Origin of the sequence: Cellulomonas sp. URHD0024 (assembly GCF_000426185.1) — a bacterium.
Taxonomy (GTDB): domain Bacteria; phylum Actinomycetota; class Actinomycetes; order Actinomycetales; family Cellulomonadaceae; genus Cellulomonas.
In genome coordinates this window covers 42,639-64,376 of the sequence record NZ_AUEW01000010.1, presented here as the reverse complement: position 1 = coordinate 64,376, position 21,738 = coordinate 42,639, and the positions used below count along the sequence as shown (strand labels likewise).

19 protein-coding genes are annotated in these 21,738 nt (G+C 71.7%); all 19 read left to right on the top strand.

Going from position 1 to position 21,738, the window contains the following annotated elements; genetic code table 11:
- Window positions 1-38: 38 nt before the first annotated feature.
- The 19 genes from I847_RS0111700 to I847_RS0111605 all read left to right on the top strand — a co-directional run bounded on the left by I847_RS0111700 (window position 39) and on the right by I847_RS0111605 (window position 21,678).
- Complete coding sequence (locus I847_RS0111700) at window positions 39-1,604, top strand: UDP-N-acetylmuramoyl-L-alanyl-D-glutamate--2,6-diaminopimelate ligase (protein ID WP_028049833.1); 1,566 nt, start codon at window positions 39-41, stop codon at window positions 1,602-1,604.
- A complete protein-coding gene (gene murF, locus I847_RS0111695; protein ID WP_028049832.1) occupies window positions 1,601-3,049 on the top strand; it encodes a UDP-N-acetylmuramoyl-tripeptide--D-alanyl-D-alanine ligase in 1,449 nt (482 codons plus the stop codon). The genes I847_RS0111700 and murF overlap by 4 nt, the downstream gene beginning before the upstream one ends.
- A complete protein-coding gene (gene mraY, locus I847_RS0111690; RefSeq protein ID WP_028049831.1) occupies window positions 3,046-4,128 on the top strand; it encodes a phospho-N-acetylmuramoyl-pentapeptide-transferase in 1,083 nt (360 codons plus the stop codon). Before murF ends, mraY begins: the two co-directional genes overlap by 4 nt.
- Window positions 4,129-5,574 (top strand): UDP-N-acetylmuramoyl-L-alanine--D-glutamate ligase, encoded by a 1,446-nt coding sequence (murD, locus tag I847_RS0111685; RefSeq protein ID WP_028049830.1) that lies wholly within the window; start codon window positions 4,129-4,131, stop codon window positions 5,572-5,574.
- A gap of 40 nt (window positions 5,575-5,614) precedes the next feature.
- Entirely contained in the window at window positions 5,615-6,874 is a 1,260-nt protein-coding gene (gene ftsW / locus I847_RS0111680; protein ID WP_081680821.1) for a putative lipid II flippase FtsW, read from the top strand.
- Window positions 6,867-9,431 (top strand): UDP-N-acetylmuramate--L-alanine ligase, encoded by a 2,565-nt coding sequence (gene murC / locus I847_RS27700; RefSeq protein WP_028049828.1) that lies wholly within the window; start codon window positions 6,867-6,869, stop codon window positions 9,429-9,431. Before ftsW ends, murC begins: the two co-directional genes overlap by 8 nt.
- A gap of 104 nt (window positions 9,432-9,535) precedes the next feature.
- Window positions 9,536-10,408, top strand: coding sequence for a cell division protein FtsQ/DivIB (locus I847_RS0111670; RefSeq protein WP_231384198.1), 873 nt, complete (start codon window positions 9,536-9,538; stop codon window positions 10,406-10,408).
- A gap of 221 nt (window positions 10,409-10,629) precedes the next feature.
- On the top strand, window positions 10,630-11,895 hold the full coding sequence (gene ftsZ / locus I847_RS0111665) for a cell division protein FtsZ (protein ID WP_028049826.1): 1,266 nt from the start codon (window positions 10,630-10,632) through the stop codon (window positions 11,893-11,895).
- A gap of 5 nt (window positions 11,896-11,900) precedes the next feature.
- Window positions 11,901-12,626: a peptidoglycan editing factor PgeF gene (pgeF, locus tag I847_RS0111660; RefSeq protein WP_028049825.1), complete on the top strand. Its 726-nt coding sequence runs from the start codon at window positions 11,901-11,903 to the stop codon at window positions 12,624-12,626.
- A gap of 153 nt (window positions 12,627-12,779) precedes the next feature.
- Entirely contained in the window at window positions 12,780-13,268 is a 489-nt protein-coding gene (locus I847_RS0111655; protein ID WP_028049824.1) for a cell division protein SepF, read from the top strand.
- Between the two features lie 3 nt (window positions 13,269-13,271).
- Window positions 13,272-13,547 carry a YggT family protein gene (locus tag I847_RS0111650; RefSeq protein WP_028049823.1) on the top strand — a complete coding sequence of 92 codons (276 nt, stop codon included), beginning with the start codon at window positions 13,272-13,274 and terminating at the stop codon, window positions 13,545-13,547.
- Between the two features lie 141 nt (window positions 13,548-13,688).
- Complete coding sequence (locus tag I847_RS0111645) at window positions 13,689-14,372, top strand: DivIVA domain-containing protein (protein ID WP_028049822.1); 684 nt, start codon at window positions 13,689-13,691, stop codon at window positions 14,370-14,372.
- Between the two features lie 189 nt (window positions 14,373-14,561).
- Window positions 14,562-15,023 carry a TraR/DksA family transcriptional regulator gene (locus I847_RS0111640; RefSeq protein WP_034610067.1) on the top strand — a complete coding sequence of 154 codons (462 nt, stop codon included), beginning with the start codon at window positions 14,562-14,564 and terminating at the stop codon, window positions 15,021-15,023.
- A gap of 20 nt (window positions 15,024-15,043) precedes the next feature.
- Entirely contained in the window at window positions 15,044-15,721 is a 678-nt protein-coding gene (locus tag I847_RS23405; protein ID WP_051274829.1) for a signal peptidase II, read from the top strand.
- Complete coding sequence (locus I847_RS0111630; RefSeq protein WP_028049820.1) at window positions 15,714-16,652, top strand: RluA family pseudouridine synthase; 939 nt, start codon at window positions 15,714-15,716, stop codon at window positions 16,650-16,652. Before I847_RS23405 ends, I847_RS0111630 begins: the two co-directional genes overlap by 8 nt.
- 100 nt (window positions 16,653-16,752) lie before the next feature.
- Window positions 16,753-17,241: a GNAT family N-acetyltransferase gene (locus I847_RS23400; protein ID WP_231384197.1), complete on the top strand. Its 489-nt coding sequence runs from the start codon at window positions 16,753-16,755 to the stop codon at window positions 17,239-17,241.
- A gap of 10 nt (window positions 17,242-17,251) precedes the next feature.
- Entirely contained in the window at window positions 17,252-20,791 is a 3,540-nt protein-coding gene (gene dnaE / locus I847_RS0111615; RefSeq protein ID WP_028049819.1) for a DNA polymerase III subunit alpha, read from the top strand.
- Window positions 20,792-20,846: 55 nt separating this feature from the next.
- Window positions 20,847-21,191, top strand: coding sequence for a helix-turn-helix transcriptional regulator (locus tag I847_RS0111610; RefSeq protein WP_231384196.1), 345 nt, complete (start codon window positions 20,847-20,849; stop codon window positions 21,189-21,191).
- Window positions 21,184-21,678, top strand: a complete 495-nt coding sequence (locus I847_RS0111605; protein ID WP_028049817.1) for an SRPBCC family protein — start codon at window positions 21,184-21,186, stop codon at window positions 21,676-21,678. The genes I847_RS0111610 and I847_RS0111605 overlap by 8 nt, the downstream gene beginning before the upstream one ends.
- Window positions 21,679-21,738: the final 60 nt, after the last annotated feature.

Below are 21,738 nucleotides of genomic sequence, written 5' to 3'. Positions count from 1 at the left end.
CGACCGTCGGGCAGGTCCGCCCAGGGTAGATTCTCCCCATGACGTCCCCGGCTCGGATGCGCCCGATGCATCCCGCGGTCCACCGGGTCGCCGACCTCGTCGGGACGTTCGACCTGGTCGCAGCGGGACTCCCGGTCGCCGACGATGCGCAGCTGACGGGTGTGAGCCTGGCGAGCGGCGACGTCGTCGACGGTGACGTCTTCGTCGCGGTGCCCGGCCTCAAGGTGCACGGCGCGACGTTCGCGACGCAGGCTGTCGACGCCGGCGCGGTGGCGATCGTCACGGACCGGTCGGGTCTCGAGCTGATCGGCGAGCTCGCGGATCGCGTGCCCGTCCTGCTCACCGACGACCCGCGGACGCTCGCGGGTCCGGTCGCCGCGTGGGCGCACGACCAGCCCGGCGAGCGGCTCACGTCGATCGGGGTGACGGGGACCAACGGCAAGACCACGACGACGTACTTCGTCGACGCCGCCCTGCGAGTCGTGCACCCGCTGACCGCGCTGCTCGGCACGGTGGAGCTGCGGATCGGCGACGACGCGATCGAGAGCCCGCGCACGACGGTCGAGGCGCCGGCGCTGCAGGCCTTGCTCGCGGCGGCGCTCGAGCGGCACGCGACGGCCGTCGCCATGGAGGTCAGCTCGCACGCGCTGGCCCTCGGCCGCGTCAACGGCCTCGAGTTCGACGTCGTCGGGTTCTCCAACCTGCAGCGCGACCATCTCGACTTCCACGGCGACATGGAGGGCTACTTCCGGGACAAGGCGCGTCTGTTCGCGCCGGGTCAGGCCCGTCGGGGCGTCGTGGTCGTCGACGACGAGTGGGGTCGGCGGCTCGCCGCAGAGGCGCGTATCCCGGTCGAGTCGGTCGCGACGCACGTCGGATCGGGCCTGGAGGCGGACTGGGTCGTCACGGCCGCGGACATCGGTCTCGACGGTGTGGGCTCGACGTTCGCGCTCCGCGGACCGGACGGCACCGAGCACCAGGCGGCCAGCCCCTTGCCGGGTCTGGTCAACGTCTCGAACGCCGCGCTGGCGATCGTGCTCGCGCACCGGGCCGGCGTCCCGCTGGACGTCGCGATCGATGCGGTCGGTCACGCCCACGAGATCCCCGGCCGGATGGAGCGTGTCCTCGAGCGCGGCGACGGTTTCCCGCTGTCCCTCGTCGACTACGCGCACACCCCTGACGCGCTCGTGCTGGCTCTCCAGGCGGTCCGCCCCATCACGCCCGGGCGGCTCATCCTCGTGTTCGGGTCCGACGGCGACCGCGACCAGGGCAAGCGACCGATCATGGGGTCGATCGCGGCCGAGCTCGCCGACGTGATCGTCGTCACGGACGAGAACCCCCGTTCCGAGCAGCCTGAAGCCATCCGATCCGCCATCCTCGACGGAGTGCGGGCGAAGCGCCCGGACCTGGTCGACGTGCACGAGGCGACGAGTCGCGCGCAGGCCATCCGCGACGCCCTGGTCCTCGCCGACGAGCAGGACACCGTGATCATCACGGGCAAGGGGCACGAGCCGACCCAGGAGATCGCCGGAGTGTTCCACCGGTACAACGATCGTTTCGTGCTGCTCGAGGCGTTCGAGGACCGTCAGGAGCAGCACGCGTGATCGCCCTGACGGCGGCCGAGATCGCGGCCGCGACGGGTGGCGTGCTGCGCGGTGGCGTCGACCCGTCGCTCCTGGTCAGCGGGTCCGTGGTCGTCGACTCGCGCGAGGAGGTCCTCGGCGGTCTCTTCGTCGCCCTGCCCGGGGAGCACGTCGACGGTCACGAGTACGCGGCGGCCGCCGTCCGGGCGGGCGCCGCGCTCGTTCTCGCGGCTCGCGACGTCGTCGGCAGCGGTGGCGCGGTCGTTCCCAGTGTCGTCGTCCCGGACGTCGAGAAGGCACTGGGGGACCTGGCGCGCGCCGTCCTCGAGCGGTTGCGCGAGATCTCGTGGGAACCCGGCGGGAGCGGGCTCAAGGTCGTCGGCATCACCGGGTCGGTGGGCAAGACGACCACCAAGGACCTGCTCGCGCAGCTGTGCGGGAGCGTCGGGCCCACCGTCGCGCCGGTGCGGTCGTTCAACAACGAGATCGGCCTGCCGCTGACGGTCCTGCGGGCCGACGAGTCCACCCGGTTCCTGGTTCTCGAGATGGGCGCGAGCGGGCCCGGACACCTCGACTACCTCACCCAGATCGCACCGCCGGACGTCGCCGTCGTGCTCGTCGTCGGTCAGGCGCACCTGGGCGGCTTCGGGGGGATCGAGGCGGTGGCTCGGGCCAAGGCCGAGATCGTGCAAGGTCTCGTCGCCGACGGGGTCGCCGTGCTCAACGCCGACGACCCCCGCGTGTCGGCGATGTCGGCGCTGGCCCCGGGCGACGTCGTGACGTTCGGCGCCGCGCCGGAGGCGTCCGTCGGCGCGCGCGACGTCGTCCTCGATCGAGCGGGCCGCGCGCGTTTCACCCTGGTCTCGCGGCTCGGGACACCGGAGCGTTCGGCACAGGTCGAGCTGCGCCTCGTCGGCGAGCACCACGTGCACAACGCGCTCGGCGCGGCGGCCGCGGCGCTGGCTCTCGGCCTCGACGTCGACGAGGTCGCCGCAGGCCTGTCGGTCGCCGACGCCCTGAGCCCGCACCGCATGCACGTCGTGGACCGTCCGGACGGCGTGACGGTCGTCGACGACTCGTACAACGCGAACCCCGACTCGATGCGCGCCGCCCTGAAGGCGCTCGCCGTGCTGGCGGGACGCGACCGCCGCTCCATCGCGGTTCTCGGCGAGATGCTCGAGCTCGGCCCGGACGCGCGGACCGCGCACGACGCCATCGGCCGGCTCTGCGTGCGACTGAACATCGGCCTGACGATCGTCGTGGGCGAGGGGGCCCGCGCCATCCGCGACGGGGCCAACCACGAGGGCTCGTGGGGGGACGAGGTCGTGCTCGCCGACGACCTGGACGTGGCGACGCGGTTCCTGGAGTCCGAGATGCGCTCGGGGGACGTCGTCCTGGTGAAGTCGTCGTACGGTTCCGGCCTGTGGCGCCTCGGTGACCGGCTCGTCGAAGGAGCAGCGTCGTGAGAGCGCTGATGATCTCCGGCGGCCTGTCCATGGTCATCGCCCTGTTCGGCACGCCGTTGTTCATCCGGTTCCTGGTCCGCAAGCAGTACGGCCAGTTCATCCGGCAGGACGGCCCGACAGCGCACTTCACCAAGCGCGGGACCCCCACGATGGGCGGTGTCGTGATCATCGCGGCCACGCTGCTGGGCTGGATCGGCGGTCTGGTCGCGACCGGGACGATGCCGAGCGCGTCGGCCGTCCTCGTGCTCTTCCTGATGACCGGGCTCGGCCTGGTCGGGTTCCTCGACGACTTCATCAAGATCTCCCGGCAACGCAGCCTCGGTCTCAAGGCACGCTGGAAGATCCTCGGGCAGGGGCTCGTGGGCGTCACGTTCGCCGTCGCCGCGCTGCAGTTCTCGAACGACAAGCTCCGCACGCCTGCGTCCACCAACATCTCGTTCATCCGCGACACCAAGCTCGACCTGGCCTTCGGGGGGGTGACGCTCGGCATCCTGCTGTTCATCGTCTGGGCGAACTTCCTCATCACGGCCTGGTCCAACGCGGTGAACCTGACCGACGGCCTCGACGGGCTGGCCACGGGTGTCTCGCTCATCGTCTTCGGCGCCTACGTCATCGTCGGCGTCTGGCAGAACAACCAGAGCTGCCAGCACCTCCTGACCGCCGGACCCAGCTGCTACGAGACCCGCGACCCCCTCGACCTCGCTGTCGTCGCCGCCGCGATCGTCGGCGCGTGCTTCGGGTTCCTGTGGTGGAACGCCAGCCCGGCCAAGATCTTCATGGGCGACACCGGCTCGCTGGCCCTCGGCGGTGCCCTCGCCGGGCTGTCGATCCTGACCCGGACCGAGATCCTCGCCGCCATCATCGGTGGTCTGTTCGTGCTCGAGGTGATGTCCGACGTCATCCAGATCGGCTTCTTCAAGCTGACCCGGCGACGGGTCTTCAAGATGGCACCGCTGCATCACCACTTCGAGCTCTCGGGGTGGGGCGAGGTCACCATCGTCATCCGGTTCTGGATCATCGCCGGGCTGTTCGTCGCGCTCGGCGTCGGGATCTTCTATGCCGAGTGGGTGGCCGGGTAGGTGGCGCTCGAGCTTGAGGGCGCACTGGTCGTCGTTGCCGGCCTCGGCGTCTCGGGTCGGGCCGCAGCCGAGGTGCTTGCCGCCCACGGAGTGCGTGTGGTGCCGGTCGACGACCACGCCGACGACGTGATCGGCACCGCGGAGCTGCTCGAGGGGACCGCTCTCGACCGGGCCTCCCTCGTCGTCGCCTCTCCCGGCCTGGCCCCGGACCACCCGTTGCTCGCGGCAGCGCTCGAACGCGGGCTACCCGTCTGGAGCGAGGTCGAGCTCGCCTGGCAGGTGCGGGTCGACCGGGCGTCCGGCGGAGGTCCTGCGCCCTGGCTGGCCGTGACCGGCACCAACGGCAAGACCACCACCGTGGGCATGGTCGAGTCGATCCTGCGCGCCGCGGGCAGGGACGTCGCGGCGGTCGGCAACGTCGGGCCGCCGGTCGTGCTCGCCGCCACCGACCCGTCGCTCGACGTCCTCGTCGTCGAGCTGTCGAGCTTCCAGCTGCACTTCACGCACTCGATGTCCGCACAGGCCGCAGCCGTGCTCAACATCGCGGCCGACCACCTCGACTGGCACGGGTCGTTGGAGGCGTACGCGGCCGACAAGGGCCGGATCTTCGAGCGCACCCAGGTCGCGTGCGTGTACAACCTCGCCGACACCCGCACCGAGGAGCTCGTGCGCGAGGCGGACGTGGTCGACGGCGCCGTGGCGGTCGGGTTCACCCTCGGCACGCCGCTCGTCGGACAGGTCGGGCTCGTCGAGGACGTCCTGGTGGACCGTGGTTTCGCGCGCCTCCGGCACACGCACGCCGCCGAGCTGGGCACCTTGGCGGACCTGGCGCAGCTGGCCGGCCCGGACGGGACCGTGCCGCCGCACGTCGTCGCGAACGCCCTCGCGGCGGCCGCGCTGGCGCTCGCGCACGGGGTGGATCCCTCGGCCGTCCGCGCCGGTCTGCGTGCCTACTCGACCGGAGCGCACCGGCTGGAGACCGTCGCGACGATCGACCAGATCGCCTACGTCGACGACTCGAAGGCCACCAACGCGCATGCGGCCGCGGCCGCGCTCGGGGCGTTCGCGCCCGGGTCGGTCGTGTGGGTCGCGGGCGGGCTCGCCAAGGGGGCTCGCTTCGACGAGCTGGTCGCGTCACGGCGAGACCGGCTCGCCGGGGTTGTCCTGATCGGGGTGGACCGGGAACCGTTGCGTGAGGCACTCGCCCGACACGCACCCGAGGTCCCCGTGGTCGAGGTGGACGCCGGTGAGACTGGGAGCGTGATGACGAGCGCGGTGACCGAGGCACGACGGCTCGCCGCCGGTGCTTCCGGGCTTGGGACCACGGCCGGGCGCATCACCGTTCTGCTCGCCCCCGCGTGCGCGTCGATGGACCAGTTCACGTCGTACGCCGCTCGAGGTGAGGAGTTCGCCGCCGCCGTGCGTGCGCTCGGCGAGGACGTGTGACCAGGCGAGGACGCGTGACCAGGCAGGAGGGACCCCGGGCATGACCGCGACGACGCCGCGACCCGCCCGGGAGCACGGAGCCGAGCCGGGTGCACCCGCTGTGCGCCCGGGGTCGATGCTCGGGCAGTGGAACAGCGCAGTGACCAGCTACTACGTGCTCATCGGCGCCGCCGCGCTCCTGCTCGTCATCGGGCTCGTCATGGTGCTGTCCAGCTCCAGCGTCGAGTCGCTCGACGCGAGCGGATCGCCCTACAAGGTGTTCCTCAACCAGGCACAGTTCGCGCTGATCGGCCTCCCGATCATGGTCGGCCTGGCACGCCTGCCCGTCCGCTTCCTCCAACGCTTCGCGTGGCCGGTGCTCGGGGCAGCGATCCTGTTCCAGCTCCTCGTGTTCAGCCCGCTGGGCGGTGCGGCTGTGGGCGGCAACCAGAACTGGGTGCACATCGGTGGGTTCTCGGCGCAGCCGTCGGAGGCCATCAAGCTCGCGCTCGCCGTGTGGCTCGGGGCCGTCCTGACCCGCAAGCTCCCGTTGCTCCGGCAGTGGCGGCACGCGCTCATCCCCGTCGTGCCCGTCGCCGGGCTCGCGCTCGCCGTGGTGCTCGCCGGCCACGACCTCGGGACGGCCATGGTGCTGCTCCTGCTGGTCGCCGGCGCGCTGTTCGTCGCCGGTCTGCCCCTGCGGATGTTCGGGTTCTCGGCGCTGCTCGCCGTCGGTCTGACGGCCGCGCTGACGGTGACCAGCACGAACCGGAAGAAGCGCATCCTCGACTGGGTCTCCGGGAGCGAGTGCGACGCGCAGTCCTCCTGCTACCAGGCCCTGCACGGGGGCTACGGGCTGGCGAGCGGCGGCTGGGGAGGTCTGGGACTGGGGGAGAGCCGTGAGAAGTGGTCCTACCTGCCGGCCGCCCACAACGACTTCATCTTCGCGATCCTCGGTGAGGAGCTCGGTCTGATCGGGACGCTGCTCGTGCTCGCGCTGTTCGGGCTGCTCGCGTTCGCCATGATCCGGATCATCCGTCGCCACCCGGACCCGTTCGTGCAGATCGCCACCGGCGCGATCCTTTGCTGGATCATCGGCCAGGCCCTCGTGAACATCGCCGTGGTCATCGGCCTCGCGCCGGTGATCGGCGTGCCACTGCCGTTGGTGTCTGCGGGGGGGTCCGCCCTGATCATGACCATGGCAGCGCTCGGCGTGCTGATCTCTTTCGCGCGCTCGGAGCCCGGTGCCGCGGAGGCGCTCGCCGCACGGCCGAGCGTCGTCCGCCGCTCGCTCGCCGTCGTCGGGCGGTCCCGTGGCTGACGACCGCCGGCCTCCGTCGGTCCTCCTTGCCGGCGGCGGGACGGCCGGACACGTCAACCCCCTGCTCGCGGTGGCCGACGAGCTGCGCCGGCGCCACCCGAACGCGCGCCTGACGGTCCTGGGCACAGCCGAGGGCCTCGAGGCGCGACTCGTGCCCGAGCACGGGCTCGACCTCGCCGTCGTCCCGCGGGTACCGCTGCCGCGACGCCCCACCCTCGACTGGTTCCGGCTGCCCGGCCGGCTGCGCGCGGCGATCCGGGCCGCCGGGACGGCGATCGACGAGTCCGGGGCGCAGGTCGTCGTCGGCTTCGGCGGCTACGTCTCGACGCCGGCCTACCTCGCGGCCCGTCGTCGCAGGATCCCCGTCGTGATCCACGAGGCGAACGCGCGTCCGGGGTTGGCCAACCGGCTCGGCGCCCGCTGGGCGACGTCCGTCGCCGTGACGTTCCCCGGTACCGCGCTGCCCGACGCGCAGGTCACGGGTCTTCCGCTGCGCGCGCCCATCGCCCGGCTGCTCGCCGAACGCTCCGCGGACGCGTCCGCCGCGCGAGCCGCCGCCGCCGCCGCTCTGGGCCTCGACCCGAGCCTGCCGACGCTCCTCGTCTCCGGTGGTTCGCTCGGCGCCGTCAGCGTCAACGCGGCGGTCGCCGGTGCCGCGCCCGAGCTCCTGGCGGCAGGCGTGCAGGTCCTGCACCTGACCGGCGCAGGCAAGGCCGACGTCGTGCGGGCCGCGCTCGAGGGCGTGCCGGGTGCCGAGCACTACCAGGTCCGCGAGTACCTGACCGACATGCACCTCGCCCTGGCCGTGGCCGACGTCGTGGTCGGGCGATCCGGCGCCGGCACGGTCTGCGAGCTCGCCGCGCTCGGTATCCCTGCCGTGTACGTCCCGCTGCCCGTGGGCAACGGTGAGCAGCGGCTCAACGCCGCCGGCGTCGTCGCCGCGGGCGGTGGACTGCTCGTCGAGGACGACGACCTCGATCCCGCCTGGTTGCTCGCGCACCTTCCTGTCCTGCTGGTCGGGGACACGGCCGCCGAGACGCGGGCACGCATGGGTCGCGCTGCCGCGAGCGTCGGCGTGCGGGACGCCGCGGCCAGGGTCGCCCGGCTCGTCGAGATCGAGCTCCCCGCGCCGTCCCGGGCGCCCAGGCCGCTCGCAGCCGGAAAGCTCGGGCGGGTGCACCTCGTCGGGGTCGGGGGTGCCGGGATGTCGGCGATCGCTGCGCTGCTCGCCGCGCGCGGTCTGCCCGTGAGCGGCTCCGACGCAGCCGACGGTCCCGCCCTGCCCGCCCTGCGCGAGGCCGGTGTCACGGTTCACGTCGGCCACGACGCGGCGCTCGTCGACGGCATCGACACGCTGGTCGTCTCCTCGGCCGTGCGCGACACGAACCCCGAGCTCGTCCGCGCCCGGGAGCGGGGGATCCGGGTGCTGCACCGCTCGGAGGCGCTCGCCGCGCTCATGGTCGGGAAGGACGCGGTGGCGGTCGCCGGGGCGCACGGCAAGACGACGACGTCGGCGATGGTCGCGACCGCGCTGCTCGACGCCGGGGCCGACCCGTCCTTCGCGATCGGCGGCACCGTCTACACCGCCGACGGATCCCTCGGTGGCAGCCGGGACGGGTCCGGCCGGGCGTTCGTCGCCGAGGCCGACGAGTCCGACGGGTCGTTCCTGGCGTACGCGCCGCTCGTCGCGGTCGTGACGAACGTCGAGCCGGACCATCTCGACCACTACGGTTCCGCGGACGCGTTCGAGGACGCGTTCGTCGCGTTCGCCGAGCGCATCCGGCCCGGCGGCGCGCTCGTCGCGTGCGCCGACGACGCGGGCGCGGTCCGACTCGTGGACCGGGCGCGGGCCCAGCTGGCCGCCCGCGACGTCGAGGTCGTCACGTACGGCACCTCGCCGACCGCGGACGTCGTCGTCGGCGACCTACGCCCGGACGGCTCGGCCTGGAGCGTCGACCTGACGACGCCCGACGGTGTGCTCACCGTCCGGCTCGCGGTACCCGGCGTCCACAACGCGCTGAACGCGGGCGGCGCCTGGGCGGCCGCGCGGCGGCTCGGCACCGATCCGGTCGCCGTTGCCACCGGTCTCGGGGCCTTCCGGGGGACGGGCCGCCGGTTCGAGGACCGGGGGACGGCCGGCGGCGTGCGGGTCGTCGACGACTACGCACACCACCCGACCGAGGTCGCCGCCCTGCTCCGGCAGGCCCGTTCGGTGGCCGGCACCGGGCGGGTGGTCGTCCTCTTCCAGCCACATCTCTTCTCACGCACCCGGACGTTCGCCGCCGAGTTCGGCGCCGCACTCGACCTCGCCGACGTGGTCGTCGTGACGGACGTGTACGCCGCCCGTGAGGACCTCGACCCCCTGGTCACCGGCGCGATGATCGTCGACCGCGTCCCGACCGCGGGCAAGGCGGCGTTCGTTCCGGATCGACTCGATGCTGCACGGGCCGTCGCGCGGGCAGCGCGTCCGGGCGACCTGGTCCTCACGGTCGGCGCCGGTGACGTCACGCTCCTCGCGCCCGTCGTCCTCGACGAGCTCACCGGTGGGGCCGAATGAGCCCGTCGCGACCCCCGGCCCCGCGTGGAGCCGCACCGAGCCGCCCCGCCAGGCCCGTCGCGCGACCGACGCCCGCGGCCGTCGCGGAACCGGTGACGAAGCCCGTGCCGAAGCGCACGGAGCCCACCGCCGTCGCCGAGCAGCTCGGGTCGTCCGGCCCAGGCCCCGGTCGGTCGGTGACCACGTACTCCGCGGGCCGAGCGCGCGCCTACGGCGGCCCCGTCGCGCCCCCCGTCGTCTCGACGAGCTCCATCGCCCGGTTCGCGGAGCGGGCCCGCGCGCGCCGGAACCTCGCGCGCCGGCAACTGATCATCGCGGTCGCGGTCGTCCTGGGGGTCGTCGGGCTCGCTTGGCTGCTCTTCGCCTCGCCCGTGCTCGCGCTCGATCCGGACGGGGTCGTGGTCGAGGGCGCGGGGACGGTCGTCGCGGTCGGGCAGGTCCAGGGCGTCGTGGCGGCGCACGCCGGAACGCCGCTGCCTCGTCTCGACACGGTCGCGCTGCGCGACGAGCTGCTCGACGTGCCCGGCGTCCGCGAGGCGCGCGTGACCCGCGCCTGGCCGACCGGGCTGTCGGTGACGATCGTCGCGCGCGAACCGGTGGCGGCGGTGCCCGACCGGGATTCCGGGGGGAGCTTCGCGCTCCTCGACCAGGACGGTGTCCAGGTCGGCCGCGTCGACGCCGCGCCGGCCGGGCTGCCGGTCGTCGAGGTCCCGGTGGGCGACAAGCGGACGTTGGCGGCGGTGCTCGGTGTGCTGGAACAGCTGCCGGCGGACCTCCTGGCAGAGGTCCGAGGTGTCTCGGCCCACACGCAGGACACCGTGACGATGCGGCTGCGTGACGGCGTCCGGGTCGACTGGGGCAGCGCGCGCGAGACGCCGTTGAAGATGGCCGTGCTCAAGGTGCTGCGCGCGTCGCCGGCTGCGGCGGGTGCGACGGTCATCGACGTGTCCGCCCCCCGGCTCCCCATCACGAAGTAGCGGGCGAGATTCGTCGGCAAGTCACGACACGCGCGGCGCGGTCGTTGATAGTGCCGGATGCGCGACCTAGCGTCACGCCTGTCGACAGAACGTGACATAACTATAACCCTCAACTAGAGGGTGAAGGTTTGAACCTGGCCGGGCGTGTCGCTCGGGCGGACCCCGCGGCCCGTGCCGCACACCGGCACCAGACGCAACGCGCAGAACGAGAGGCACCCACCGTGGCAGCTCCGCAGAACTACCTGGCGGTCATCAAGGTCGTCGGCATCGGCGGCGGCGGCGTCAACGCCGTGAACCGCATGATCGAGGTCGGCCTCAAGGGTGTCGAGTTCATCGCCGTGAACACGGACGCCCAGGCGCTGCTGATGTCGGACGCGGACGTGAAGCTCGACATCGGCCGCGAGCTGACGCGCGGCCTCGGCGCAGGCGCGGACCCCGAGGTCGGCAAGAAGGCCGCCGAGGACCACAAGGACGAGATCGAGGACGTCCTGCGCGGTGCGGACATGGTCTTCGTCACCGCGGGCGAGGGTGGCGGCACCGGCACCGGTGGGGCCCCGGTCGTCGCACGGATCGCACGCTCGCTCGGCGCGCTGACCATCGGTGTCGTCACGCGACCGTTCACCTTCGAGGGTCGCCGCCGCTCGGTCCAGGCAGACTCGGGCATCGAGGCCCTGCGCGCCGAGGTCGACACGCTCATCGTGATCCCGAACGACCGCCTGCTCCAGATCTCGGACCGGTCCGTGTCGGTGCTCGACGCGTTCCACTCGGCGGACCAGGTGCTGCTCTCGGGCGTGCAGGGCATCACGGACCTCATCACGACTCCCGGCCTGATCAACCTCGACTTCGCCGACGTGAAGTCGGTCATGCAGGGTGCGGGTTCCGCGCTCATGGGCATCGGCTTCGCCCGGGGCGACGACCGTGCGGTCCAGGCGGCCGAGATGGCGATCTCGTCGCCGCTGCTCGAGGCCAGCATCGACGGCGCGCACGGCGTCCTGCTGTCCATCCAGGGCGGCTCGGACCTCGGCCTGTTCGAGATCAACGAGGCCGCGCGACTGGTCCAGGAGGCCGCCCACCCCGAGGCCAACATCATCTTCGGCGCGGTCATCGACGACGCTCTCGGCGACGAGGTCCGGGTCACGGTCATCGCGGCCGGGTTCGACAGCGGCTCGCCCACCGTCCGCCGTGACGCGCGTGCGCTCGGCCAGGTCTCGGGCAACTCCGCCGGTGCGGTCCGCACGGCGCCGGCTCCCGCGAGCGTCCCGGCGCAGGTGCCCGCACAGCGGCCGGTCGCCGAGCGCGAGGATGTCCGGGTCCCGGTCGGCGCGTACGCCGGTGCGACGCAGCCCGACGTCCCCGCGTTCCTGTCGACGGAGGCGGAGCCCACGCCGATCACCGGAGCGCTCGAGGTGCCGCGCATCTTCACCGAGGACGCGCCGCGCCGCGACCGTGAGCGCGACGAGCTCGACGTGCCGGACTTCCTCAAGTAGGTCCGGTGCTCGTCGACGGCGTCGATCTCGGGGCCGGGGTGCGCGCGGGCTTCAGCACGCGACGCGGTGGGTCCAGTCTCGCGCCGTACGACTCGCTGAACCTCGGGCTCGCCGTCGGCGACGACCCGGCGACGGTCGCGCGCAACCGCGCGGTGCTCGACGACTGGGTCGGCGTGCCGGTGGTCTACGCCACCCAGGTGCACGGGACCGGTGTGGTGGTCCTGGCCGGCCCGTCAGGCGCGCCGGCGGGCGAGGCTGACGCGCTCGTCGCGACCTCGCCGGACGTGGCGGTCGGGGTGCTGGTGGCGGACTGCGTCCCGGTACTGCTCGCCGACGCGTCGGCTGGTGTCGTCGCCGCGGTGCACGCCGGGCGCCGGGGACTGGTGTCCGGTGTGCTGCAGACCGCGGTGTCCGCCATGGTCCATGCGGGCGCGGGCGTCGACCGCATCCGCGCGGCGACCGGACCGGCGATCTCGGGTCGCTCCTACGAGGTACCCGCCGAGCTGCGCGACGAGGTCGCCGGGGTCGTCCCGGAGACGTTCGCGACCACCTCCTGGGGAACCCCGTCGCTCGACCTGCCAGCCGGCGTAGTTGCGGTGCTGCGAGGACTGGGCGTGCTGGACGTCACGGTCTCCGAGCGGGACACCTTCACAGACGGCGACCTGTTCTCGTTCCGGCGCTCGGCGCGCACGGGCCGATCGGCCGGCGTCGTGAGGCCGCCCGCTGCATGAACGCACCGGTGCGCGGGCGTGTCGCGACGTCGTGCGCGGGCGCCCGTTGCTAGCGTGACCGGCAGAGGGAGCCCATCAGCGTCTTCGTGACCCGGCAGGGTCCGGCGCGGGCTCCGGGGTGGTCCGCAGAAATGCGGGGAGGGAGCCAAGGCGATGGCCGGAGCGCTGCGCAAGACGATGCTGTACCTCGGCCTGGCCGACGACAGGGCCGAGCACGAGGACTACCTCGAGGACTATGACGACGGGGAGGTCGCTGTGCCGACCGAGTACGAGGCCCAGGTCACGCCGCTGCACCGCCCGACCCGTTCGGCCGTGCCGACGCAGGCGGTCCCGGCGCCCGCTCCAGCGGGCGAGCTGCGGCGGATCACGACGATCCACCCGAGGTCGTACAACGACGCCCGCAAGATCGGCGAGGCGTTCCGCGAGGGCACGCCGGTGATCATGAACCTGACGGACATGGACGACGCGGACGCCAAGCGTCTCGTCGACTTCTCCGCGGGCCTGATCTTCGGGCTGCACGGCGCGATCGAGCGCGTGACCAGCAAGGTCTTCCTGCTGTCGCCGGCGCACGTCGAGGTGGCGGGCGAGGCCCCCACCCCGGCCGAGCAGCCGACGCGCGCAGGCTTCTACAACCAGAGCTGACGCGTGCAACTCGTCCTGTCGGTCCTGTACTTCATCGTCCTGGTCTTCTTCCTGATCCTGCTGGTTCGACTCGTTCTGGACTGGGTGCAGTTCTTCGCGCGTGAGTGGCGTCCGTCCGGTGTCGCCCTCGTGATCGCCGAGGTGACCTACTCCGTGACGGACCCGCCGCTGAAGGCCCTGAGGCGGATCCTGCCTCCGGTGAGGATCGGCTCGGTCAGCCTGGATCTGGCATTCACGGTCCTCTTCATCGCGTGCGTGATCCTTCTCCAGGTGCTCTGAGGGCACCGAACCACCCGTCCGTGGGCGTGTCGTAGGGACGTGCACCGAGGACTTTCTCCGATACCGTGGCCCGTGGCGGTCGGTGGACTGCCGCCGGACCGGCTAGCCAGCCGACAAGCTCTACCGACAGAGGTGACGACGATGGCCCTGCTGACCGCAGACGAGGTCCTGAACAAGAAGTTCCAGGCCACGAAGTTCCGCGAGGGATACGACCAGGACGAGGTCGACGACTTCCTCGACGAGGTCGTCAACACCCTCCGCGACCTTCAGGGGGAGAACGACGACCTCAAGACCAAGCTTGCGGCCGCCGAGCGCCGCATCGCCGAGCTGAGCCGCGCGGGAGCCCAGCAGCCGGCCCCGCTCGCCAAGCCCGAGCCTGCCCCCGAGCCCGTTCCGGCACCGGCGCCGGTCGTCGCGGCCCCGATCGCGGCGCCGGCCCCGGTCGTCGCTCCTGTCGCCGATGCGCCCCGCGCCAGCGAGCCTGAGTCGGCCACCGGGATGCTCGCTCTGGCCCAGAAGCTGCACGACGACTACGTGCGCAGCGGCCAGGAGGAGTCGGACCGACTCGTCGGCGAGGCCAAGAGCCAGGCGAACCGCATCGTGCGGGAGGCTGAGGAGACGTCGCAGCGCACGCTCGGACAGCTCGAGCAGGAGCGCTCGCTCCTCGAGCGCAAGATCGACGAGCTCCGGGTGTTCGAGCGGGACTACCGCACGCGCCTCAAGAGCTACCTCGAGAACCTGCTCGGCGACCTGGACAACCGGGGCAACGCGCTGCCGCCGCGTTCCGGACAGCCGCAGACGGTCGGAGACGCGCAGAACCTCTGACGGCCACCCGTCCGGCTCTGCGTCACAGCATCACCACAGGTCAGGTCGGGTTCGTCGCAACACACCACGCCGGGTGCAACCCCGCGTCCGCTCTGAGCGGAGTGCCGGGTTTCACCCGGCGTGTTGTGTTGTGTCCGGTCCGACACCCGCATACAGTCACGTGACTTCGAGGACAGGGGGGCCATCCAAGTGGCCATCAACGATGCACTGAGCGCGATCGACGTCAGCACCGACACCAAGGAGCTGGCCAAGGTCGTTCGCGGGCTGCCCGTCCGTGACGGGGAGAAGGCCTGGACCGCACGCGAGGTCAAGGACATCGCCGAAGAGCTCACGGGCGACATCGACCGCTTGACCAGCGAGCTCGCCGCGGCCGACGCCGAGCTCTCGGACCTGCTGCGCAACTCGGGCGACGGTGCGGGCGACGACCAGGCGGACTCCGGCTCGTCCGCGCTCGAGCGCGAGCAGGAGCTGACGCTCGTCAACAACACACGCGACCTGCTCTCGCAGACGCAGCGTGCTCTCGCACGGATCTCCAACGGCACGTTCGCCGCCTGCGAGTCCTGCGGCCGCGCGATCGGCAAGGCGCGCCTGCAGGCGTTCCCGCGGGCCGGCCTGTGCGTCGAGTGCAAGCAGCGCGAAGAACGTCGCTGACGCGCACGTAGACTCCTGCGGTGCCCATCACCTCGGACGATCCTGCCGTCGCGTCCACGGCGAATCAGCGCCGGCGCCGGCTGCTGGTCCTGTTCTCGTCGATCACGGTCGTCGTGCTGGTCCTCGACCAGCTGACGAAGGTGTGGGCGCTGAACAACCTGACGCCCTACGTCAGGCGTGACCTGGTCGGTGTCCTGCTGGGTCTGGAGCTGGTGCGCAATCCTGGCGCGGCCCTGTCGATCGCCACGGGGATGACCTGGCTGCTGACGCTCGTCGCGGTCGCGGTGATCGTCTTCATCGTCCGGGCCAGCCGCAGGATGGGATCGCGCGGCTGGGCGATCGCCCTCGGGCTCCTGCTCGGCGGCGCGCTCGGGAACCTGGGCGACCGTCTGTTCCGCGTCACCGACACAGGCTTCGCGCGCGGCAAGGTGGTCGACTTCATCGCGTACTGGGACTTCTTCGTCGGCAATGTCGCCGACATCGCGATCGTGGTCGCTGCCCTCATGATCGTGGTTCTCGCCGCCACCGGCGTGCACATCGACGGGTCGCGTGACGTGCGGGCCGGTGACGGGGCCACGAACGAGACCGCGTCCTCGACCGGCCTCGACGACCCGGGCGCGGAGGACGAGTCCGTCGTCCGCACGGCCGAGCCCCAGCCCGCCGACGGCTCGACCGACGCGTCCGAGCAGAATGCCTGAGACCCGCGCGATGCCCGTGCCCGACGGGCTCGTGGGCGAACGCGTCGACGCGGCCCTGTCGCGCCTCTTGGGCCTGTCCCGTACCCGTGCGGCGGAGATCGCGGAGGCCGGCGGCGTGCACGTGGACGGCAAGGAGCTCGGCAAGTCGGACCGGTTGCTCGCGGGCGGCTGGCTCGAGGTCGAGATCCCCGACGTCGTGCCCGCGGCAGGCGTCGAGATCGTCGCCGAGCCCGTTCCGGGCATGACGATCGTGTACGACGACGACGACGTCGTCGTCATCGACAAGCCCGTCGGTGTCGCTGCGCACCCGTCGCCGGGATGGGTCGGTCCGACGGTCGTCGGCGCACTGCTGGCTACCGGCTACCGCATCTCGACCTCGGGGGCGGCGGAGCGACAAGGGATCGTGCACCGGCTCGACGTCGGCACGTCCGGCCTCATGGTGGTCGCGAAGAGCGAGCACGCCTACACGGTGCTCAAGCGGGCGTTCAAGGAGCGCACGGTCGAGAAGGTCTACCACGCGCTGGTGCAGGGTCATCCGGAGCCGACGACCGGAACCATCGACGCACCCATCGGCCGGCACCCCAGCTCGGACTGGAAGTTCGCGGTGGTCGCGGACGGCAAGCCCTCGGTCACGCACTACGAGGTCCTCGAGATGCTTCCGGCGGCGTCGCTGGTGGAGGTGCACCTGGAGACGGGTCGCACGCACCAGATCCGCGTGCACTTCGCGGCGCTGCGGCATCCGTGCGTCGGAGACCTCACCTACGGTGCGGATCCCACGCTGGCGGCGCGGGTGCACCTGACACGGCAGTGGCTGCACGCCAAGCGGCTGGGCTTCCACCACCCGAGCACCGGCGACTGGCTCGAGCTGACGAGCGAGTACCCGCAGGACCTGGCGCGTGCGCTGGCGACCCTGCAGGACGGCTACGCGTGACCCTGGAGCGCCGGACCCGGGGCGCGCGGGCGCCGTGGACCGGCACCGCCGCCGTGCACCTGACGCTGCGGGGCGCGTCCGCGTGATCCGGGTCGTGCCGGTGGACACCGACGAGCTCCGTGCGGCCATGAACGCGATCCGCATGACGGTGTTCGTGAACGAGCAGGGCGTCGACCCGCTCGCGGAGATCGACGCCCGCGACCAGGACCCGAGAACGTTGCACGTCGTGGCGCTCGACGACGACGGCACCGCCCTCGGCACGGCCAGGCTGCTGCCGCCACACCACGCGGGCGAGCCGGCTCACATCGGCAGGGTCGCGGTCGAGGCTGCGGCGCGCGGGAGGGGCGTCGGAGCGCTCCTCATGACCGCGCTGGAGGCGTCGGCGCTCGAGCGCTACGGAGTCGACGGGCGCGTGTCCGTGGAGCTCAGCGCGCAGGAGCAGGCGCTCGGTTTCTACGCCCGGCTGGGCTACGTCGCGCGGCCCGAGCGGTACCTCGACGAGGCCATCTGGCACCGGGATGCGGTGAAGGTGATCACCGGCACCGACACGGCGGACGACGCGCCGGAGGGTGTCGGCCCCGCCACGTAGGATCGCCCGCATGGCATCTGCTGGAGGCTCCGACTTCGTCCACCTCCACGTGCACACCGAGTACTCGATGCTCGACGGAGCGGCGCGGCTGGGCGACCTGTTCGCGGAGGTCGAGCGGCTCGGCCAGACGGCCATCGCGACGACGGACCACGGCTATCTCTTCGGCGCCTTCGACTTCTGGTCCAAGGCGACGGCGGCCGGGATCAAGCCGATCATCGGGGTCGAGGCCTACGTCACCCCGGGCACCAGCCGGTTCGACCAGACGAGGGTGCGGTTCGGTCAGCAGGGCCAGGAGGCGGACGACGTCTCGGCGCGCGGTTCCTACACCCACATGACGTTGCTGGCCCGGAACAACGAGGGTCTGCACAACCTCATGCGCGCCAGCTCGCTGGCCTCGCTCGAGGGGCAGATGGGCAAGTGGCCCCGCATGGACCGTGACCTGCTGCAGCGGTACGGCAGCGGACTGATCGCCACCAGCGGGTGCCCGTCCGGGGAGATCCAGACCCGGCTGCGCCTGGGCCAGTGGGACGAGGCCGTACGCGTGGCCGGGGAGCTGCAGGACATCTTCGGCAAGGAGTACTTCTACGTCGAGCTGATGGACCACGGGATCGACATCGAGACCCGGGTGCTCAAGGACCTGCTGCGGGTCGCGGAGACGATCGGTGCGCCGCTGCTCGCCACCAACGACCTGCACTACGTCAAGCAGGAGGACCGCGGCTCCCAGGACGCGCTGCTCGCGATCAACTCCGGGTCGACGCTCACGGACCCGGACCGGTTCAAGTTCGACGGTGACGGCTTCTACGTGAAGTCGGCCGAGGAGATGCGCCGCATCTGGGCCGAGCTGCCGGAGGCGTGCGACAACACCCTGCGCGTGGCGGAGCAGTGCGAGGTCACGTTCAACACGTCGGCCAACTACATGCCGAACTACCCGGTCCCGCCGGGCGAGGACGAGACCAGCTGGTTCATCAAGGAGGTCGAGACCGGCCTGCACGTGCGCTACCCGGACGGCATCCCCGACGAGGTGCGCACGCAGGCCGAGTTCGAGACCGAGGTCATCACCGGCATGGGCTTCCCGGGGTACTTCCTCGTGGTCGCCGACTTCATCAACTGGGCCAAGAACAACGGCATCCGCGTCGGACCAGGCCGTGGTTCGGGTGCCGGCTCCATGGCGGCGTACGCCATGCGGATCACCGACCTCGACCCCCTCCAGCACGGCCTGATCTTCGAGCGGTTCCTGAACCCGGACCGCGTCTCGATGCCCGACTTCGACGTCGACTTCGACGAGCGTCGTCGCGGCGAGGTCATCCGGTACGTGACGGACAAGTACGGCGAGGACCGCGTCGCGCAGATCGTCACCTACGGCACCATCAAGGCCAAGCAGGCGCTCAAGGACTCCGCGCGGCTGCTCGGCATGCCGTACGCCATGGGGGAGAAGCTCACCAAGGCGATGCCGCCCGCGATCATGGGCAAGGATATCTCGCTCACGGGCATCTTCGACCCGGCCGACAAGCGGTACAACGAGGCCGAGGAGTTCCGGCAGATCCACGCCGCGGACCCCGAGGCGCAGCGCGTGGTCGAGCTGGCCAAGGGCATCGAGGGGCTGAAGCGGCAGTGGGGCGTGCACGCCGCCGGTGTGATCATGTCGAGCGACCCGCTGATCGACATCATCCCGATCATGCGCCGCCCGCAGGACGGCGCCGTCATCACGCAGTTCGACTACCCGACGTCCGAGGGCCTCGGCCTGATCAAGATGGACTTCCTCGGGCTCCGGAACCTGACGATCCTCGACGACGCGCTCGAGAACATCGTGATGAACGGCAAGGACCCGGTGGTCCTGGAGGATCTCGCGCTCGACGACCGGGCGACCTACGAGCTCCTGGGTCGCGGCGACACCCTCGGGGTGTTCCAGCTCGACGGCGGCGGCATGCGGTCGCTGCTGCGGCTCATGCGCCCGGACAACTTCGAGGACATCTCGGCCGTCGGCGCGCTCTACCGGCCGGGGCCGATGGGTGCCAACTCGCACACCAACTACGCGCTGCGCAAGACGGGCGCCCAGCCGGTCACCCCGATCCACCCGGAGCTCGAGGAGCCGCTGGCGGAGATCCTCGGCACCACGTACGGCCTGATCGTGTACCAGGAGCAGGTGATGGCGATCGCCCAGCGCGTCGCCGGGTACTCCCTCGGGCAGGCCGACATCCTGCGCCGCGCGATGGGCAAGAAGAAGAAGTCCGAGCTGGACAAGCAGTTCGAGGGCTTCTCCGCCGGCATGATCGAGCGCGGATTCTCCATGGGCGCGGTCCAGACGCTGTGGGACATCCTGCTGCCGTTCTCGGACTACGCCTTCAACAAGGCGCACTCGGCGGCGTACGGGGTCATCTCCTACTGGACCGCGTACCTGAAGGCGAACTACTCGACGGAGTACATGGCCGCGCTGCTCACCAGCGTGCGGGACGACAAGGACAAGTCGGCCCTGTACCTCGGCGAAGCGCGGCACATGGGGATCACGGTCCTGCCGCCCGACGTCAACTCCTCGTCGGCCAACTTCACCGCCGTCGGCAAGGACATCCGCTTCGGCCTGACGGCCGTCCGTAACGTGGGCGCCAACGTGGTCGACGCCATCGTGCGGTCGCGCGAGGAGAAGGGCGAGTTCACCTCGTTCACCGACTTCCTCGACAAGGTGCCGGCCGTCGTCTGCAACAAGCGGACCATCGAGTCGCTGATCAAGGCGGGGGCGTTCGACTCGCTGGGCCACCCGCGCCGCGCCCTGCTGCTCGTCCACGAGCAGGCCGTCGACTCCGTCATCGGGGTCAAGCGCAAGGAGGCGGAGGGTCAGTTCGACCTCTTCGCCGACCTCATGGGCGGCGACGACGCCACGCAGGGTTTCGCGGTCGTCGTGCCGGACCTGCCGGACTGGGACAAGAAGCAGCGGCTCGCGTTCGAGCGGGAGATGCTCGGGCTCTACGTCTCGGACCACCCGCTGTCGGGCCTCGAGCATGTGCTCGCGGCCGCAGCGGACGTCTCGATCGCCACGCTGCTCGCCGACGAGGCCCGCCCGGACGGCTCGACGGTCGTCGTCGCCGGTCTGATCACGTCGTTGCAGCGCAAGATGTCGAAACAGGGCAACCCGTGGGCGGCGGTCACGATCGAGGACATGGAGGGCTCGGTCGAGATCATGTTCTTCGGCGAGACCTACCTGGCGTACTCCACCGCGCTGGCCGAGGACGCGGTCGTCGTCATCCGCGGCCGCGTGCGGCGTCGCGACGAGACGATGCAGCTCCAGGCCATGGAGGTCTCGCTGCCGGACGTCAGCCAGGCCGCCGACGCCCCGGTGGTCGTCTCGATGTCGGTCGCGCGGTGCACGGCCCCCGTCGTCGAGCGCCTGCGCGAGGTGCTCGCCACGCACCCCGGAGTCACGGAGGTCCACCTCCGGCTCACGAGCCCCGGCCGGGCGACGGTCATGCGCCTCGACCACGGTCTGCGCGTCCAGCGCTCGCCGTCCCTCTTCGGTGACCTGAAGGCGCTGCTCGGACCGAGCTGTCTGGCATCGTGACGATACTTCAGGGTTGCGTTATATAACTGCGAGTGGAAACATCCACTGCGTGCACATGTTGGACGCTCTGGGGGATCCGGTGCGGCGGCGGCTCGTCGAGCTGTTGTCGGGCGGTGAACGGACGGCCGGTGATCTGGCCGCCGCGGTCGGCAGCGAGTTCGGCATCAGCCAGCCCGCCACGTCCCGGCACCTGCGTGTGCTGAGGGAGGCCGGCATCCTCGAGTCGATGCCCCGAGGGCAGCAGCGGCTGTACGCCGTCCGTCCGGAGCCGTTCGACGAGGTCGAGCACTGGGCGCGCAGCGTCCGGCAGTTCTGGGAGGGCCGGCTCCTGGCCCTCGACACGGAGGTCGCGCGTGGCGTCCGAGGACGCCCCGCCGGGGAAGGGGACGACGATGTCTGAGCTGCGCGGCGCGCTGCTGCCGGCGGCCGACGGCACGACCGTGCGGTTCGAGCGCCGGTACGGGACGTCACCGGAAGACCTGTGGTCCGCGGTCACCGAGCCGGGGCGGCTGGCGCGGTGGTTGGGACCGGTCTATGGAGACCTGCGGGAGGGTGGTCGATACGAGCTCCGGATGGGCGAGGACGTGGCTGGCGCCGCCGAGAACGCGACGGGTCGGATCCGCGAGTGCGTACCGCCGCAGCGGTTGGTCATCGAGTGGGAGTTCCCCGGCGAGTCGACGACGCTGGTGGAGGCCGTGATCAGACCGGACGGTGACGGGGCGGTCCTCGTCCTGGAGCACCACCGCCTCGAGGAGTCCAACGCCCGCAGCTATGGCGCCGGGTGGCATGCGTCGCTCGGCCAGCTCGCTGACCACGTCTCAGGCGACCCGGTCCGGGCCTGGGCGGAGCTGTACAGGGTGGCCCTGCCCCTGTACGTCACGGACTGAGCGCTGTGCCGGGCCAGTGCGACGGCGCGGCGTGCACCCGCGAGCGCCGGGGATCTGGTC